Origin of the sequence: Synechococcus sp. UW106, assembly GCF_900474015.1 — a bacterium.
Classification (GTDB): domain Bacteria; phylum Cyanobacteriota; class Cyanobacteriia; order PCC-6307; family Cyanobiaceae; genus Parasynechococcus.
Genome location: NZ_UCNV01000009.1, coordinates 629,537 through 644,653 on the forward strand (window position 1 = coordinate 629,537; position 15,117 = coordinate 644,653).

The window sequence follows — 15,117 nt, forward strand, 5'->3', positions numbered from 1 at the left end:
CGCACACCTGGATCATGCGTCTCGATCGGGTCTGGGTGATCTATCGGGCCGATAGTCAGCCTGCTCAGAGGGAAGCTCGCCAATGTGCCAAGGAGCTCAAAGCCCTTGGAACGCACGTTGTGACCGCGATGTCAGGGCCGAGGGTGAACCCTTTCCCTGGCTTGCTGGCTGTTGAAGACGCCTTGCCCGACCTTGCTCTGGTGCTGGGGGGGGATGGCACGGTTCTTGGGGCTGCCCGTCATCTTGCGGTGCATGACATCCCGATCCTGAGCATCAATGTGGGAGGCCATCTGGGCTTTCTCACCCACGATCGCCGGGTGTTGCGTGGCGATCAGATCTGGCAGCGACTTCAGGACGATCAGTTCGCGATCGAACGGCGCATGATGCTTCAGGCCATGGTCGATCGCCGCTCCGCTGAAGAACGAACGGCGTCCCCTGGTCTGTTGCAACAGCCGGATCTGGAAGATGACGAAGAGCACCACTGGGCCTTCAACGACTTCTATCTGAGGGCCTATCGCGATGAGATTTCGCCCACCTGCACCTTGGAGTTGGAGATCGATGGAGAAGTGGTCGACCAGGTGCGGGGAGATGGCCTGATCCTGTCCACGCCGACCGGATCCACCGGTTACGCCCTGGCGGCGGGGGGGCCGATCCTGCATCCCGGCATTGATGCCATCATCGTCGCCCCGATCTGCCCGATGAGTCTTTCCAGCCGAACGCTGGTGGTGCCACCCCGGGCAAGGTTGGCGATCTGGCCCTTGGGTGCCGGCGATCACCGCATCAAGCTCTGGAAGGACGGTGTGGGCTGCACAGTTCTGGAACCAGGCGAGTGCTGTGTCGTGCAGCAGGCGCGTCACCATGCCCTGATGGTGCTGCTGAATCAAAGTCCCTCGTATTACAGAACGCTGTCGCACAAGCTTCACTGGGCGGGAAGCCTGCAGGCGGCGCAGCCGTCCCAGAATTGATCGATGGCTCTAGAGATCGAACGACGTTTTCTGGTGCGTTCTGACGCCTGGCGCAGCAGTGCCGGCCCCGGACAGGCCCTACGACAGGGGTACCTGGCCGCCAGTGCTGAGGGTGTGACGGTCCGGATGCGACTGCGCGGGATGAAGGAGGCCTGGCTCACCCTTAAAGCTGCTGCTGATGCCGTTGGTCTGATACGCCACGAGTTCGAATATCCAATTCCGGTGGCGGATGCCGAGGCCCTCTGGGATCTGGCTCCGCACCGTCTGGAAAAAGTCCGTCATCAGCTGGATTGCCCTGGTGGAGACTGGGTTGTGGATTGTTTTCAGGGGGAGAATGCGCCCCTGGTGCTGGCGGAGGTGGAGCTTGCATCGGCTCAGGTTGACCTGGTGATTCCGCCTTGGTGCGGTCAGGAGATCACAGGGGAGTCCCGTTGGAGCAATGCGGTGCTGTCGCAGCACCCGATTCAGGCTTGGCCGCTGGAGGATCGATGCCGTTTTGGCTGGGTTTAAGACCAGACTGGATTTATCTTCAGATTTCCTTTAGCTTTGAGGTGTTCTGATCGGTGATCGTTTCCAGTGGTGGGTCTTTACGACACAACTGGAATGCTCCGTTTTGCGGGATCAAGTGTTGAGGCTTGCCTCGAATACGCCACCTTGTTTCGGATTCCTGTCGGTCCCAGCTCCTTGCAAAGTCTTCCGGAACCTGTCATCTCCACCATCAGGGTGAGGGGGGATCGTTTTCTGGAAGGACGCAACAATTGAAGCCGTCCCGGCAGATCTTGCCGTTGTCCATCGCCCAGTTGAGTAGAGCAACCCTGTTCTTGGAACCGGTTTTGGTGAACACGTTGCTCACGTGGTTGTCGACGGTTCGTTTGCTGATGGTGAGACGATCGGCGATTTCTTGATTGGTCAGTCCTTCTGCCACGAGTTCAATGATCTCGACCTCCCTGGCTGAGAGGGAGATCCCAAGGGGATCAATTCCGTCGAGGGAGGACATGAGTGACCACCGATGGCTTCATGCTAGTCCGGACCGTTGCTCCGATCCTGCATAGTGGGCCGGTGAAATGGAACTGGATTTGAGGACGGCGCTTCAGCGCGCGATTGAGGCCGGCAATCAGGTCCTCACGGCCGAGGTGATGCCGCCTCGTGGTGCAGATCCGACGCATATGTTGTCCATGGCTGAATCGCTGCGGGGCCGCGTTCATGCGCTGAACGTGACTGATGGCAGCCGGGCCGTGATGCGCATGAGCAGCCTGGCGTCCTGCAAGTTGCTGCTTGAGGCCGGTCTGGAGCCCGTCTTGCAGATGGCCTGTCGGGATCGCAACCGCATCGCCCTGCAGGCTGATCTCCTTGGGGCCCACGCGTTGGGGATCCGCAATCTGTTGTGTCTCACCGGAGATCCGGTGCGCGCGGGAGACCAGGCGGATGCGCGTCCGGTCAATGAATTCGAGTCTGTGAAGCTGTTGCAGCAGGTGCAGGCTCTCAACAGCGGGGCCGATCCCGTTCAGGGCACCCTGCCCGATGGGGAGACCACGCTGTTCGCCGGGTGTGCCGCCGATCCGCAATCCAGGAGCTGGAGCGGTTTACAGCGCCGGTTGCATCGCAAGCAGGCCGCGGGAGCCCGCTTCGTTCAAACCCAGATGGTGATGGATCCTTCAGCTCTTGAGCGCTTTCAGCACGAGCTAGCTGGTCCCCTGGGTCTGCCGGTGCTTGCCGGTGTGTTTCTGCTGAAGTCAGCCAAGAATGCCCTGTTCATTAACCGTGTTGTGCCCGGGGCATGCATCCCCGATGAATTGATCCATCGGCTTGAGTGTTCGGAGCATCCCGCAATGGAGGGGGTGGCCATCGCCGCTGAGCAGGTGAAGCGTTACCTCGGCATCGTCAGTGGTGTTCACTTGATGGCGATCAAGGCGGAGGAGCGTATCCCGATGATCCTGGATCGAGCCGGACTCAGCTCGCTGCCTGGGTGAGATCCGTACCCAGCAGCTCAGCCATGGCTTTCTGCTGGGGGGACGGTTCCACTAAGTCCTGACGCCGGGCGTCGGTGATCAACCAGTCGAGGGATGCTTCCTGCAGGTCGAAGTGATCGCCGTCCTTGCCAACGCAGTAGCGACCGAACACCAGCTTCTCCAGAAGCTGGACGCCGGCGCCGATGCGTGAATAGTCAAAGATGATCGAATTGTCCACCGTGGCACCCTCACAGATGTGGCAGCTCGGGCCAATCATGGTGGGTCCGATGATCGTTGCACCGTCTTCGATTTTGGTCATCCCGCCCACGTAAACGGGGCCGGTGACGTTGATTTTGTCCCAGTTGGCGGCCACATTCAGGCCGGTGTAAACCCCGGGCCGCACCTCCTTGCCGGGGATTCCGACCTGACGCACATCGCCCATCAACACACTGCGGATGGCTTGCCAGTAGTCGGGAACTTTGCCGATATCCACCCATTCGAAATCCATCGGAATGGCATAGAAGGGTGCCCCGAGCTCGGCCAGTTTCGGGAACAGATCAGAGCCGATGTCGAAGGGCTGGCCCGAGGGGATGTGCTCGAAGATTTCCGGCTCGAAAATGTAGATGCCGGTGTTGATGGTGTCGCTGAGGGCTTCCTCAACGCTGGGTTTTTCCTGAAAGCTTGAAATTCTGTTCTGGTCATCCGTGACCACAACGCCGTAGCTGCTCACCTGATCCTTGGGGACCCGTTTGGTGACAAGGCTGGCGATGGCACCCTTCTCACGGTGCAGACGCAACGCTTCGCTGAGGTCAAGATCGATCAGTGCATCACCGCAGAGCACCACGAAGGTGTCGTCGAAGAAGTGCTGGAAGTCCTGGATTTTTTTGAGTCCGCCGGCGGATCCCAGCGCGTTGCCGATCAGTTCTCCGTCTTCAATCCGTCCTTCGAAGCTGTACGCAATTTCAACGCCAAAACGCTGGCCATCCCGGAAGTAATTTTCAATCTCTTCGGCGAGGTGGGAGACGTTCACCATCACTTCGGTGAAACCGTGCTCTTTGAGCAGTTCCAGCAGGAATTCCATCACCGGCTTCTGCAGGATTGGAATCATCGGCTTGGGGATCACATGCGTGATCGGTTGAACCCGCGTCCCCTTGCCAGCCGCCAGAATCATCGCCTTCATTGGCGTTTCACGGGGGTCATTACAAGGTAGTGACCATAGACCCGGTCTTAAGCCGCCACGACTGTCCGGGTCGGCGACGGATCTGGCACCTGAAGGCTGCGGATCGGTAGTTGTGTCGCGGTGCCACTGGCAGGGATGAATTTCAGTCGCAATGGGCCGTGAAGCCAGCCCTCCTGCTCCAGTTCAACCCGGCCTTGGGAGGAGAGAAACAGCAGAGCCCAGAACACCCCGACGCGGTCCCGGTCAAGGTCAGCGGCTGCGGCAACCTCCCACCGCTCCACGAGCTGATCGAAGCCCACCCAGTCCAGGGCAGTCTCCCAACCGTTGAGAAACACCCCAAGCGCTGCGGTGGTTTCCGGGAGTTTTTCGCGGTGGGCCAGTCCAGCGACCTGGGCGATCGCTTCACGGTTGCTGTAGCGCTTCTGCCGTTTCCGCCGTCGCGCCTCCAGTTCATCCGATTCCAGTTGCTCTGCGATCGATTCCAGTTGTTCGATCAGCTCCCCAAGGGTGACGGGGCGTCTTAATGGCGGTGGAGCTACGGGCCGCCGCAGCAGGTGCTTCTCCGGCCGTCGGGGCAGATCAAAGGCGGGATCAAGCCAGCCCTGAGCATCGAAGTCTGCGTCGAAGTGGTCTTCGACCTCCGGGGCGGGGGGCAGCATGCTGGCCTCGAGCATTTCTGCTTTGAGCCCCACCAGTACAGAGGCGGCCAGGAAGGCTTCGCTGCTCTCGGCTAGGTCCCGTTCATAACTGCCGCCCCGTCCGGCCAAGACGGCAGCCACCTGACCGGGAACCTCAATGCGTTGTCTGAGTTGATCCAGAAATCCGTCGATAACAGCGATCACATCGACATCCCATGGATCGAGATCTCCACTCTCCGCTGCGTCCTGCAACAGCCGGATCGCGAGGCGGGCTCCAGCATCAGCGCCGTCGTTGGGAGCCACCTGGAGCAAGTCAATTCACCCTCTTCCGGCAAGGTATCGGGCGCAAACGGTTGCTGCCAGGGGGTTGTTTCAGCGATTCATCAGCGGGATCAGGCCTCAGTCGGCTGAGTTGTCGCTGGATTCATCACCTTCGGCAGCGCTGGCGGTCACGGTGGCGGCGGGGAGGAGACCCAATTGGGTTTCAACGGTGGAGCGATAGCGGTTGAGGTCGGTTTCCAGTTCTTGGATGCGCACCTGTTGCGCTTCAAATTCGTTCGCTTTGGAGAATTGATCCACGTTGTTGAGCATTCCCGTCCAGGCGGCAAAAAACCACGCCGCTACTGCACCGAATCCAGCCACCAGCAGCAACAACCCTGCTAAAGGCAGGGTGTATTCCATGCCTGGCAACACATGCACGGTGGTTGCGTTGGTGTTCGCCAGCGTGAAAAACACGGTGATCAGTCCAAAGGAGAAGATCAGGCCGAAGTTGATCTGGCGCATGTTCTGGAGGAGCGATAATTCAACTTACGGACAGTTGGCAGCTCCCGAACAAGAATCGATACGTGTTTTATGAAGTGCCCACCATGGGGGCCTGGATCACTGCCGGAACCGTTGCTTGGCCTCGAATCAAGGGGGCTGTTGGTGACATCACCTGCTCCATGGCGCCCAGGTTTCGGTTCACTAGGGCTTCAATTGAGCTGCGGTAGCTGTCGGTCATCAGCTTGGGATAGAGCCCAATTCCGATGATCGGCACCAGCAGGCAACCGATGATGTACACCTCACGCGGCTCCGCATCCACCAGGTTGGTGTGGGACACCAGCTCCTCCTTCTCTTTGCCGAAGAAGATCTCCCGCAGCATCGAGAGCAGATAGATCGGCGTGAGAATCACGCCAACAGCGGCCAGTGCGCAGATCACCACGCGGAAGGGCAGGGTGTACGCCTCATCGGTTGCGAAACCTGCGAACACCATCAATTCACTGACGAATCCACTCATGCCTGGCAGAGCCAGGGATGCGAGGGCACAAACGGTCCACAGCGCGAACATGATCCGCATCTTCTGGCCAATGCCCCCCATCTCATCCAGCTGAAGGGTGTGGGTGCGGTCGTAGGTGGCACCCACGAGGAAGAACAGGCTGGCCCCGATCAACCCGTGGCTGATCATCTGGAGCATGGCGCCACTGGTGCCGAGGGCGCTGAAGCTGCCCACGCCGATCAGCACGAAACCCATGTGGCTGATCGAGCTGTAGGCGATCTTTCGCTTCAGGTTGCGCTGTGCGAAAGATGTGAGGGCGGCGTAGATGATGTTGACCACTCCCAGCACAATCAGCAGCGGTGCGAACTGAGCGTGGGCCGCTGGCAGCAGTTCGCAGTTGAACCGCAGCAGGGCATAGCCCCCCATCTTCAGCAGGATGCCGGCCAGAAGCATGTGCACCGGTGCGGTGGCTTCGCCATGAGCATCCGGCAGCCAGGTGTGCAGCGGCACGATCGGCAGTTTTACGCCGAAGGCGATCAGCAGCCCGGCGTAGCAGAGCAGTTGAAAGCCCGTGCCGAAGTCCTTGGCGGCAAGAGCGGTGTATTCAAAGCTGGGGGTGCCACCGCCGAAGAATCCCATGGCCAGGGCGGCCAACAGGATGAACAGGGAGCTGCCAGCGGTGTAGAGAATGAATTTTGTGGCTGCGTACTGGCGTTTCTTGCCGCCCCAGATGGCCAGAAGTAGATACACCGGGATCAGCTCCAGCTCCCAGGCCAGGAAGAACAGCAGCATGTCTTGAACCGCGAAGACGGCGATCTGGCCGCCGTCCATGGCCAGCAGCAGGAAATAAAACAAGCGCGGTTTGAAACTCACCGGCCAAGCAGCCAGGCAAGCCAGGGTTGTGATGAAGCTGGTGAGCAGAATCAGCGGCATCGAGAGCCCATCCGCTCCCACCGCCCAAGTGAGCCCCAGATCGGGCAGCCAGCTCACCCGTTCGGACAGCTGCAGGCCACTCAGGCTGGGGTCATAGCCGGTCAGGTAAGCAGCAACGGTGATCAGAAAGGTGATCAGCGTCACGATCAGGGCATACCAGCGAACCTTTTTGCCGTCCCCTTCATCGGGAACGAGAGGAACCAGCAGTGCACCCACGATTGGAACCAGGATCGATAGGCTCAGCCATGGCACTGTGGCCTGCACCGGGTCGCCAAGTCCGGCGACTGCGAATTCGAACACGCTCTGAATCCGACCCTTACTGGTTGGATCGTAGAAATCATGGGCGCTGTGTCATCACCTCGATAGGCGATGACACACATGTGCAATTGAGACTTAAGAGATCGGTCCGCCGATGACGCCGAACAGCACCACCAGAGCAATCACTCCAGCGAACACGATCAGGGCATAGAACTGAGCGCGTCCGGTCTCGAGATACTTCAGACCCTCGCCGCTTCCGAGGGTGAGAAGTCCGGTGAGGTTGACAACACCATCAACCACCTTCGCGTCCACTTCGAGAACCTCCCGGGCCAGTTTGCGGCTGCCTCGCACAAACAACTTCTCGTTGAGCACATCGAGATACCACTTATTGGCGAAGAAGGCATTCACCGTGGGGAAGCGGCCGGCCACCATTTCACCCAGATCGATCCGATGCAGGGCATAGGCCAGAACAGCCAGGGTGATGCCCGCGACGGAGATAGCCACTGAAGCCCCCGCCAGTGGCAGGAATTCCCCCCAGCTGAACTGTTCTGCCATCTCGAGGGCTTCCTCAGGATTCAGCAGCCCTGCAAAGCGGCTGTTCCAGGGTGTTCCGAGAAGACCAATGAGCACCGAAGGCACCGCCAACACCGCCAAGGGTGCTGCCATGGGCCAGGCGGACTCGTGCACGCTGCCGCCATGGGGATGGTGTTCCGCAGGATCCTTGCCAGCTGCCGTGAGCAGTTGGGTCTGCATGGCGGTGTCGTTGCCGCGGAACTCCCCTTCAAAGGTGAGGAAGTACAGGCGGAACATGTAAAAGGCCGTCATTCCTGCAGTCATGAAGCCCACCACCCACAGCAGGGGGTAACTGTTGAAGGCTTGACCAAGGATTTCGTCTTTGCTCCAGAAGCCAGCCAGGGGAGGAATGCCGCTGATGGCGATGCAACCGATGAAGAAGGTGATCGAGGTGACTGGCATCTTTTTGCGTAAGCCACCCATCAGACGCATGTCTTGGGCGAGCACAGGCTCGTGACCCACCACCTCTTCCATGGCGTGGATCACGGAGCCAGAACCCAGGAACAGCATGGCCTTGAAGAAGGCATGAGTCACCAGGTGAAAGATGCCAGCAACCGGGGCTCCACAACCCATGGCCAGCATCATGTAACCGAGCTGGGAGACGGTGCTGTAAGCCAGCCCCTTCTTGAGGTCCATTTGGGTGAGGGCGATGGAGGCCCCCAGGAAGCAGGTGATTGTGCCGACGACGGCAATCACCGTTTGAATGACGGGGAATTGGGCGTACAGCGGATCGAGGCGGGCTACCAGGAACACGCCTGCAGCCACCATCGTGGCGGCGTGAATCAGGGCTGATATGGGTGTCGGACCCTCCATGGCATCGGGCAGCCAGACATGGAGGGGGAACTGAGCCGACTTGGCCATCGGACCCATGAACACCAGCAAGCAGAGCAGCAGTGCTGCCCATGGGGCCACCGTTCCATTGGCCAGGCCGTTCTGCAGACCATCGGCGATGCCCTGGAAATCAAAACTGCCGGTGGCCCAGAACAGGCCAAGGATTCCCAGCAGCAGGCCGAAGTCACCGACTCGGTTCACCACAAAGGCTTTCTGGGCTGCATGGGCGGCACCATCGCGGTCGTACCAAAAGCCCACCAGCAGGTAGGAGCACATGCCCACCAGCTCCCAGAAGACGTAAATCTCCAGGAGATTGGGACTGATGATCAGCCCCAGCATGGAGCTGCTGAACAGAGCCAGGTAGGTGAAGAAGCGCACATAGCCCTTGTCGTGGGCCATGTAGCCATGCGAATACACCAGCACCAGCAGGGCGATGGTGGTGACCAGCGCGAGCATCACGGCCCCAAGCGGATCAACCACGTAGCCCATCGGCAAAACGAAGCTGCCCGCACTGGCCCAGACGAATAGATGCTCGACCGGTGGGGCCCCGTTGAGCTGGTTGAACAGGATGCTGTAGCTCAGCACCGCAGCTGCACCGACACAGGAAATCAACAGCAGCGCAACGGGTTTGCGCAATCGGTTGATCGTGCGGTTGAAGCTGATCAATCCCAACCCTGTCAGCACGGCGCCGAACAGGGGCAAAACGGGAATGAGCCAGGCGAGTTCCTCGGCCGAGGGCATCCGCAAGCAGCAGGTTGAAGCGAGTGTAGGCAGCTCAGCCCAGGAGGTTCTGGAGTGCTGAATTGCGCATCAACCCTGCAGCGGTCGGAATGAAGCGATGGGCCCACCAAAAGACGCCGACGGCGATGGCGATGCCGAGTTGCGCGGGTCGGACGAATTCCTGCCATTGGAGCTGCTGGCGTCCATCGAGAACCGCGGCGAAGGGCACGATGGAGGTGTTGGCCTTGAGTTCATCAAAGGCTTCACCGAAGCGAGCTTTCGAACGCCGGTCGCCATGCCAGACGGCAAATATGTGATGACCGATTAAGCCGACGCAGGTCACCAGCATGAAGCTGCTGCCGATCCAGAGGCCGTGGGTGAGGCACCAGAGAATTTGACCGATGGCCTGCGGATGCCGGCTGATGCGGATGATCCCTGTGGCGTAAAGACGCACCTGCGGTTTGAGCACCGCCGGGATCTCCAGCAGGTTCTAGGTGGCTGGGTAGAGAAACAAAAAGCTGACGGCTGTTCCGATCCACACCACAGGCACCATCCCGGGGACGCCTTGAAGATTCCACAGCCGTACCCCGTCGTAGCGATGGGCCAGGAACCATCCGATCACCACCACGGCCGAGGGAATGCTTGCCGCGGCAAAAATTAGTCTCCAGGCCCGTGCTCCGATCACGGCCTCAGCTCGGGTGCGCAGTGCTGCCCCACCGCTGTGAATCACCGCAAACAGGATCAGCAGCACCAACATCACGATGCTGCTGTGGTGGGTGGAGGCCATAGGGGCTGCCTGGGAAGGGCGTGATTCTGGCTGGCGGCCCCGGCAGTCCTAAATTTCAAACGTTCCCCCGGGTGTTCCGCGGTGGCCGATCTGCCGTTCACCCTCGACCAACTGCGGATCCTTCGCGCGATTGTTAGCGAGGGCAGCTTCAAGAAAGCCGCCGACAGTCTTTACGTCACCCAGCCCGCCGTCAGCCTTCAGATCCAGAACCTGGAGAAGCAACTGGAGGTGTCGCTGTTCGATCGCGGCGGGCGCAAGGCACAGCTGACGGAAGCCGGCCATTTGCTGTTGAGTTACTGCGATCGCATCCTCAGCCAGTGCCATGAAGCCTGTCGGGCTTTGGATGATCTCCACAACCTCAAAGGTGGGTCCCTGATCGTGGGGGCGAGTCAGACGACAGGCACTTATTTGATGCCTCGGATGATCGGCTTGTTCCGCCAGAAATACCCGGAGGTGTCGGTGCAGCTCCAGGTCCACAGCACCCGGAGAACCGGTTGGAGTGTGGCCAATGGCCAGATCGATCTGGCCATCATTGGCGGTGAATTGCCGGCGGAACTCAATGAACTGCTGCAGGTGGTCCCCTACGCCAGTGACGAGCTCGCGCTTGTGCTGCCGGTGAAGCACCCGTTGGCCCGACTGGCTGAACTCACCAAGGAAGACCTCTATCGCCTGGGCTTCGTCTGCCTGGATGCGCAATCGACCACCCGGAAGATGGTCGATCAGCTCCTGGCCCGCTCCGGCCTGGATGTGCAGCGCCTGCGCATCGACATGGAACTGAATTCGCTGGAAGCGATCAAGAATGCGGTTCAGGCGGGCCTCGGTGCCGCCTTTGTTCCCGTGGTGTCGATTGAGCGGGAGTTATCGGCGGGAACGATTCACCGCCCTCAAGTGGCCGATCTGCAGGTGCGGCGCCAGCTCAAGCTGATCACCCATCCCGCCCGCTACTGCTCACGGGCCTCGGTGGCCTTTCGCAATGACGTCTTACCTGTCTTTGCCAGTGCCGACAGCCCCATACGCCAGGCACCAAAAGCTGTGCCTGAGGTGATGGGGGAGCCGCTGATTCAGAACTGATCTGCTTCTGGGGTCAAACCGACCGAGTCGTCAGCCACGCCCCGGGTCAGGAATTTGTTCTGAGTGATGTCGGTTTGGTAAACGCAGCGCACCACGGGTTTGTCCCGCACAGAACCGATGTAAGCGAAGGTATTCATCCGTTGTTTGCATTCACGCTCCTGCTCGGAGCTGATGGCACCCTCTTTGCGCAGCACCGACCAGTTTTCCCGGCGGATGACGCAACCCGGTTGCAGCGTTGGCTGGGTCACGAAGCTGCTGGAAGGGTTGAGCGTTGTGTACATCTCGATGTCCATGACGAAGGCGCTAGCCCCCCACTGCCGGCAGAATTCCGGGTCCGGCACAGCCATGTCCAGTTGCTGGGAACTGGCGATGTTGCCTTGGTCACCTTGAGTCGTGCTGGTGACAGCACTGCCGATGCCGATCCCCACTACAAGAACGCCTGCCAAAACGGCCACGGTGAGGGTGCTGAATTGGAAGGGCCCCTGAGATCCACCTCCCGGTGGGGGACCTGGTGGTCGCCCGTATCCACCACGCTGCGGGGGGGCGTAACGATCCCGCTCAGACCGGTCGTAACGGCTGTCCCGTGGCCCGCGACTACCTCGGTCGTACCGCGAGCGGGTCACAACAGTTCAGGGGTGCGGGGCAGGCCCATGGAGAAGTTCTGCACACGGCCATCGGTGTTGTAGCTCAGTTCTCCTGCCTGCAGCAGCTGCCGGATGAATCCCTCCAGGTCGGTGCCGATGCGGCGCAGGGTGTAGTCACTCAGTTCGCCACCGGCCGCGGCATCCACCAGTTCCTTGAAGCGTCCTTGCACCTTGGTGAGGCTGGCGTCGTCCCATAGGAATTCATTGTCGGGATCCAGGTCCAAGGTGAGTTGGTCGTCCGAAGGGACGAGATCTTCATCCTGGAGGGCCGCTGTGAACAGGCGCACGTGGCGGGTGGTGCACTTGAGAAGGGTGTCAGCCAAGACGCGCCCACGGGAAAGCTGTCACGACTTTAAGAAGCGAACGGGGGTCAGGCCCTTTTAAGGTTGGTTTCACTTTCGAGACGGCCGCATGCGCGTCGCTATTGCCGGAGCTGGTCTTGCAGGACTCTCCTGTGCCAAATATCTGGCGGATGCCGGCCACACGCCGATCGTTGTCGAAGCCAGGGATGTTCTCGGCGGCAAGGTCGCAGCCTGGAAAGACGAAGACGGCGACTGGTACGAGACCGGCCTGCACATCTTTTTCGGCGCTTACCCGAACATGCTGCAGCTCTTTAAGGAGCTGAACATCGAAGACCGGCTGCAATGGAAGAGCCACTCGATGATCTTCAATCAGCAGGAGGAACCAGGCACCTACAGCCGCTTTGATTTTCCTGATCTGCCAGCCCCTGTGAATGGTGTGGCCGCGATCCTGGGCAATAACGACATGTTGAGCTGGCCTGAGAAAATCAGCTTCGGCCTGGGCCTTGTGCCTGCGATGCTCCGGGGTCAGGGGTATGTCGAAGAGTGCGACAAGTATTCCTGGACCGAGTGGCTGCGGGTCCACAACATTCCCGAACGGGTGAACGATGAAGTGTTCTTAGCGATGAGCAAGGCGCTGAATTTCATCGATCCCGATGAAATCTCTGCCACGGTTGTGCTCACAGCGCTCAATCGTTTCCTGCAGGAGAAGAACGGCTCCAAGATGGCTTTCCTCGATGGCGCGCCCCCGGAGCGGCTTTGCCAGCCGGTGGTTGAGCACATCGAATCACTCGGAGGGGAAGTGCACCTCAATAGTCCCCTGCGGGAGATCAAGCTCAATGAGGATGGTTCTGTAGCGGCCTTCCACATCGGCGGCTTGAAGGGCAAGGAGAGCTTCGATCTCACCGCCGATGCCTACGTCAGTGCATTGCCTGTTGACCCCTTCAAGCTGCTCTTGCCCGAGCCCTGGAAGCAGATGGAGGTCTTCAGCAAGCTTGATGGTCTGCGTGGTGTGCCTGTGATCAACCTGCACCTCTGGTTCGATCGCAAGCTCACCGATATCGACCATCTGTTGTTCAGTCGGTCGCCCCTGCTCAGCGTCTACGCCGACATGAGCATCACTTGCAGGGAGTATGAAGACCCCGACAAGTCAATGCTCGAGCTGGTGTTCGCGCCAGCCAAGGACTGGATCGGTCGTCCTGATGAAGAGATCATCGAGGCCACCATGGGCGAGCTCACAAAGCTGTTCCCGATGCATTTTGGGGGTGAAAATCCCGCCACACTGCGCAAATACAAGGTCGTGAAGACCCCTTTGTCCGTCTACAAAACGACCCCTGGTTGTCAGCAGTTGCGCCCCGATCAGACCACCCCAATCAAGAACTTCTTCCTGGCCGGGGATTACACGATGCAGCGCTATCTCGCATCGATGGAAGGCGCCGTGCTTAGTGGCAAGCTCTGCGCCGGTGCGGTGGACCGCAAGACAGGTCAGCTGGCATCATCGACCTCTTCTAGTGAGCCCGTGACGGCCTGAGCCATGCCCCTCGCCTCCCCGGATCTCGACGCAGCCTTCGAGGCCTGCCGTCGGGAGACCGCTGAGTGGGCCAAGACGTTCTATATCGGCACCTTGCTTCTGCCCCCAGAGAAGCGGCGTGCCATCTGGGCGATCTATGTCTGGTGCCGTCGTACGGACGAGTTGATGGATAGCGCTGAGGCTCAGGCGCGTCCGGTGGAGGAACTTGCTGATCGGCTCGACCGCTGGGAGGAGAAAACCCGGGCCTTGTTCGCCGGACGGGTGGAGGACGATCTGGATGCGGTGATGGTGGACACCCTGGAGCGGTTTCCCCAGGGCATCCAGCCTTATCTGGACATGATTGAGGGACAGCGGATGGACCTCACCTGGACCCGCTATCCCCGCTTCGAGGACCTCAAGCTCTACTGCTACCGCGTTGCTGGCACCGTTGGTCTGATGACCCAGGGAGTTATGGGTGTCGATCAGGCCTACACCTCAGCTCCCTGGAGTGACTGCCCAGACACATCCGATGCCGCCGTCGCCTTGGGGATCGCCAACCAGCTCACCAACATCCTTCGGGATGTGGGTGAAGATCGGGGCCGCGGTCGTATCTATCTGCCGCAAGAAGATCTCGAGCGCTTCGGATATTCAGAAGATGAGTTGATGGCAGGAACACTCAACAATTCCTGGCGTGCCTTGATGCGATTCCAGTTGGAGCGGGCCCGCGACTGGTTTGCGCGTTCTGAAGCCGGGGTGCGCTGGCTTTCCGCCGATGCGCGCTGGCCGGTGTGGACGTCGTTACGGCTCTATCGGGGAATCTTGGATGAGATTGAACGGGTCGATTACGACGTGTTCAATCACCGTGCCTACGTGGCCAAGGTCAACAAGCTGCTCGATTTGCCGCGTTCGTTCCTCCTGGCCCAGGCACGCTGAGGTTCGAGTCAGCAAAAAACCCCTGCCAGTAAAACCGGCAGGGGCTGATGAATAGCGTTTTGCTCAACCAGATCGCTAACGGATTCAGACTGCCGTCTTCTGGTCGGCCCGCAGGTCCTTGAGCTTGGACAGCTCACCGGCCCAGCGGGGGTCGGGAGCCCCTTCGCTCTTCTCGTCGCTGTGAACCACCTTGTTCACCGCTTTGCGGGCTACCTGGGGCTGGCCTGCAGCATTGGGGGCTCCACGACGGTTGCTACCGGGGTTGTTGTCCCGTCGTTCGGAACGTTCGATCCGCAGAGAGCTGCCACCGAACTCTTTGCCGTTCAGCTGTTCGATCACTGCATCGGCGACCTTGGCGTCGTCGACATTGGCAAAGCCGAATCCACGGCAGCTGCCGGTTTCGCGGTCGAGAACCGACTTGAACCGAATCCCCTCTCCCACTGACTTGAGCAGAGCCACCAGCTCCTGTTCTTCAAAGGTCTGCGGCAGGTTGCCGATGTACAGGCGGATGCTCATGAAGGAAAGAAAATGCGATCTGTCGGTGTCTGACCGTCATCATTGACACCTGCAA

General features: G+C 59.9%; 15 protein-coding genes and 1 pseudogene. 6 read left to right on the forward strand and 10 right to left on the reverse strand.

Translation table 11 applies throughout. The features are described 5' to 3' along the window. Nucleotides 1-14: 14 nt before the first annotated feature. Both DXY30_RS10845 and DXY30_RS10850 read left to right on the forward strand, forming a co-directional pair. Complete coding sequence (locus DXY30_RS10845; protein WP_115024446.1) at nt 15-965, forward strand: NAD(+) kinase; 951 nt, start codon at nt 15-17, stop codon at nt 963-965. Between the two features lie 3 nt (nt 966-968). After that, nucleotides 969-1,475 (forward strand): CYTH domain-containing protein, encoded by a 507-nt coding sequence (locus DXY30_RS10850; RefSeq protein ID WP_115094919.1) that lies wholly within the window; start codon nt 969-971, stop codon nt 1,473-1,475. A 208-nt stretch (nt 1,476-1,683) separates the two neighbouring features. Here the strand turns inward: DXY30_RS10850 and DXY30_RS10860 are convergent, their stop codons facing one another. Continuing rightward, complete coding sequence (locus DXY30_RS10860) at nt 1,684-1,962, reverse strand: response regulator transcription factor (protein ID WP_115024441.1); 279 nt, start codon at nt 1,960-1,962, stop codon at nt 1,684-1,686. Between the two features lie 67 nt (nt 1,963-2,029). Between DXY30_RS10860 and DXY30_RS10865 the strand changes: the two genes are divergently transcribed. Continuing rightward, the gene (locus tag DXY30_RS10865) at nt 2,030-2,935 is read left to right on the forward strand and encodes a methylenetetrahydrofolate reductase (RefSeq protein WP_115094920.1); all 906 of its coding nucleotides are present in this window, start codon (nt 2,030-2,032) and stop codon (nt 2,933-2,935) included. Here DXY30_RS10865 and DXY30_RS10870 read toward each other — a convergent pair. The 6 genes and pseudogenes from DXY30_RS10870 to DXY30_RS10895 form a co-directional block, all read right to left on the reverse strand. Then, nucleotides 2,916-4,094, reverse strand: a complete 1,179-nt coding sequence (locus DXY30_RS10870) for an NDP-sugar synthase (protein WP_115094921.1) — start codon at nt 4,092-4,094, stop codon at nt 2,916-2,918. The two genes, DXY30_RS10865 and DXY30_RS10870, sit on opposite strands and share 20 nt — an antisense overlap. Before the next feature lie 47 nt (nt 4,095-4,141). Continuing rightward, entirely contained in the window at nt 4,142-5,044 is a 903-nt protein-coding gene (locus DXY30_RS10875) for a segregation/condensation protein A (protein WP_115094922.1), read from the reverse strand. Between the two features lie 87 nt (nt 5,045-5,131). Then, entirely contained in the window at nt 5,132-5,515 is a 384-nt protein-coding gene (locus tag DXY30_RS10880; RefSeq protein WP_115094923.1) for a lipopolysaccharide assembly protein LapA domain-containing protein, read from the reverse strand. 67 nt (nt 5,516-5,582) lie between these two features. Then, on the reverse strand, nt 5,583-7,220 hold the full coding sequence (locus DXY30_RS10885) for an NAD(P)H-quinone oxidoreductase subunit 4 (protein ID WP_115024432.1): 1,638 nt from the start codon (nt 7,218-7,220) through the stop codon (nt 5,583-5,585). A gap of 93 nt (nt 7,221-7,313) precedes the next feature. Beyond that, nucleotides 7,314-9,323: an NAD(P)H-quinone oxidoreductase subunit 5 gene (locus DXY30_RS10890; protein WP_115094924.1), complete on the reverse strand. Its 2,010-nt coding sequence runs from the start codon at nt 9,321-9,323 to the stop codon at nt 7,314-7,316. Nucleotides 9,324-9,357: 34 nt separating this feature from the next. Further along, nucleotides 9,358-10,089, reverse strand: a pseudogene (locus DXY30_RS10895) (NnrU family protein). Nucleotides 10,090-10,170: 81 nt separating this feature from the next. Between DXY30_RS10895 and DXY30_RS10900 the strand changes: the two are divergent. Continuing rightward, the gene (locus tag DXY30_RS10900; RefSeq protein WP_115094925.1) at nt 10,171-11,160 is read left to right on the forward strand and encodes a LysR family transcriptional regulator; all 990 of its coding nucleotides are present in this window, start codon (nt 10,171-10,173) and stop codon (nt 11,158-11,160) included. Here DXY30_RS10900 and DXY30_RS10905 read toward each other — a convergent pair. Together DXY30_RS10905 and DXY30_RS10910 are read right to left on the reverse strand one after the other, a co-directional pair. Then, nucleotides 11,151-11,783 carry a DUF3172 domain-containing protein gene (locus DXY30_RS10905; RefSeq protein WP_115094926.1) on the reverse strand — a complete coding sequence of 211 codons (633 nt, stop codon included), beginning with the start codon at nt 11,781-11,783 and terminating at the stop codon, nt 11,151-11,153. The two genes, DXY30_RS10900 and DXY30_RS10905, sit on opposite strands and share 10 nt — an antisense overlap. Next, on the reverse strand, nt 11,780-12,127 hold the full coding sequence (locus DXY30_RS10910; RefSeq protein WP_115094927.1) for an NAD(P)H-quinone oxidoreductase subunit M: 348 nt from the start codon (nt 12,125-12,127) through the stop codon (nt 11,780-11,782). The genes DXY30_RS10905 and DXY30_RS10910 overlap by 4 nt, the downstream gene beginning before the upstream one ends. Nucleotides 12,128-12,215: 88 nt before the next feature. Here DXY30_RS10910 and pds point away from each other — a divergent pair, with 88 nt between their 5' ends. Continuing rightward, nucleotides 12,216-13,634: a 15-cis-phytoene desaturase gene (pds, locus tag DXY30_RS10915; protein WP_115094928.1), complete on the forward strand. Its 1,419-nt coding sequence runs from the start codon at nt 12,216-12,218 to the stop codon at nt 13,632-13,634. A 3-nt stretch (nt 13,635-13,637) separates the two neighbouring features. Further along, entirely contained in the window at nt 13,638-14,546 is a 909-nt protein-coding gene (locus DXY30_RS10920; RefSeq protein WP_115094929.1) for a phytoene synthase, read from the forward strand. A gap of 84 nt (nt 14,547-14,630) precedes the next feature. Here the strand turns inward: DXY30_RS10920 and DXY30_RS10925 are convergent, their stop codons facing one another. Continuing rightward, the gene (locus DXY30_RS10925) at nt 14,631-15,062 is read right to left on the reverse strand and encodes an RNA-binding protein (RefSeq protein ID WP_115094930.1); all 432 of its coding nucleotides are present in this window, start codon (nt 15,060-15,062) and stop codon (nt 14,631-14,633) included. Nucleotides 15,063-15,117: the final 55 nt, after the last annotated feature.

What these genes read in the sequence shown, in the direction of transcription:
- DXY30_RS10920 (WP_115094929.1), top strand. Translation starts at nt 13,638, where the DNA reads ATGCCCCTCGCCTCCCCGGATCTCGACGCAGCCTTCGAGGCCTGCCGT.
- DXY30_RS10925 (WP_115094930.1), bottom strand. Translation starts at nt 15,062, where the DNA reads ATGAGCATCCGCCTGTACATCGGCAACCTGCCGCAGACCTTTGAAGAA.
- DXY30_RS10890 (WP_115094924.1), bottom strand. Translation starts at nt 9,323, where the DNA reads ATGCCCTCGGCCGAGGAACTCGCCTGGCTCATTCCCGTTTTGCCCCTG.
- DXY30_RS10845 (WP_115024446.1), top strand. Translation starts at nt 15, where the DNA reads ATGCGTCTCGATCGGGTCTGGGTGATCTATCGGGCCGATAGTCAGCCT.
- DXY30_RS10860 (WP_115024441.1), bottom strand. Translation starts at nt 1,962, where the DNA reads ATGTCCTCCCTCGACGGAATTGATCCCCTTGGGATCTCCCTCTCAGCC.
- DXY30_RS10870 (WP_115094921.1), bottom strand. Translation starts at nt 4,094, where the DNA reads ATGAAGGCGATGATTCTGGCGGCTGGCAAGGGGACGCGGGTTCAACCG.
- DXY30_RS10865 (WP_115094920.1), top strand. Translation starts at nt 2,030, where the DNA reads ATGGAACTGGATTTGAGGACGGCGCTTCAGCGCGCGATTGAGGCCGGC.
- DXY30_RS10850 (WP_115094919.1), top strand. Translation starts at nt 969, where the DNA reads ATGGCTCTAGAGATCGAACGACGTTTTCTGGTGCGTTCTGACGCCTGG.
- pds (WP_115094928.1), top strand. Translation starts at nt 12,216, where the DNA reads ATGCGCGTCGCTATTGCCGGAGCTGGTCTTGCAGGACTCTCCTGTGCC.
- DXY30_RS10880 (WP_115094923.1), bottom strand. Translation starts at nt 5,515, where the DNA reads ATGCGCCAGATCAACTTCGGCCTGATCTTCTCCTTTGGACTGATCACC.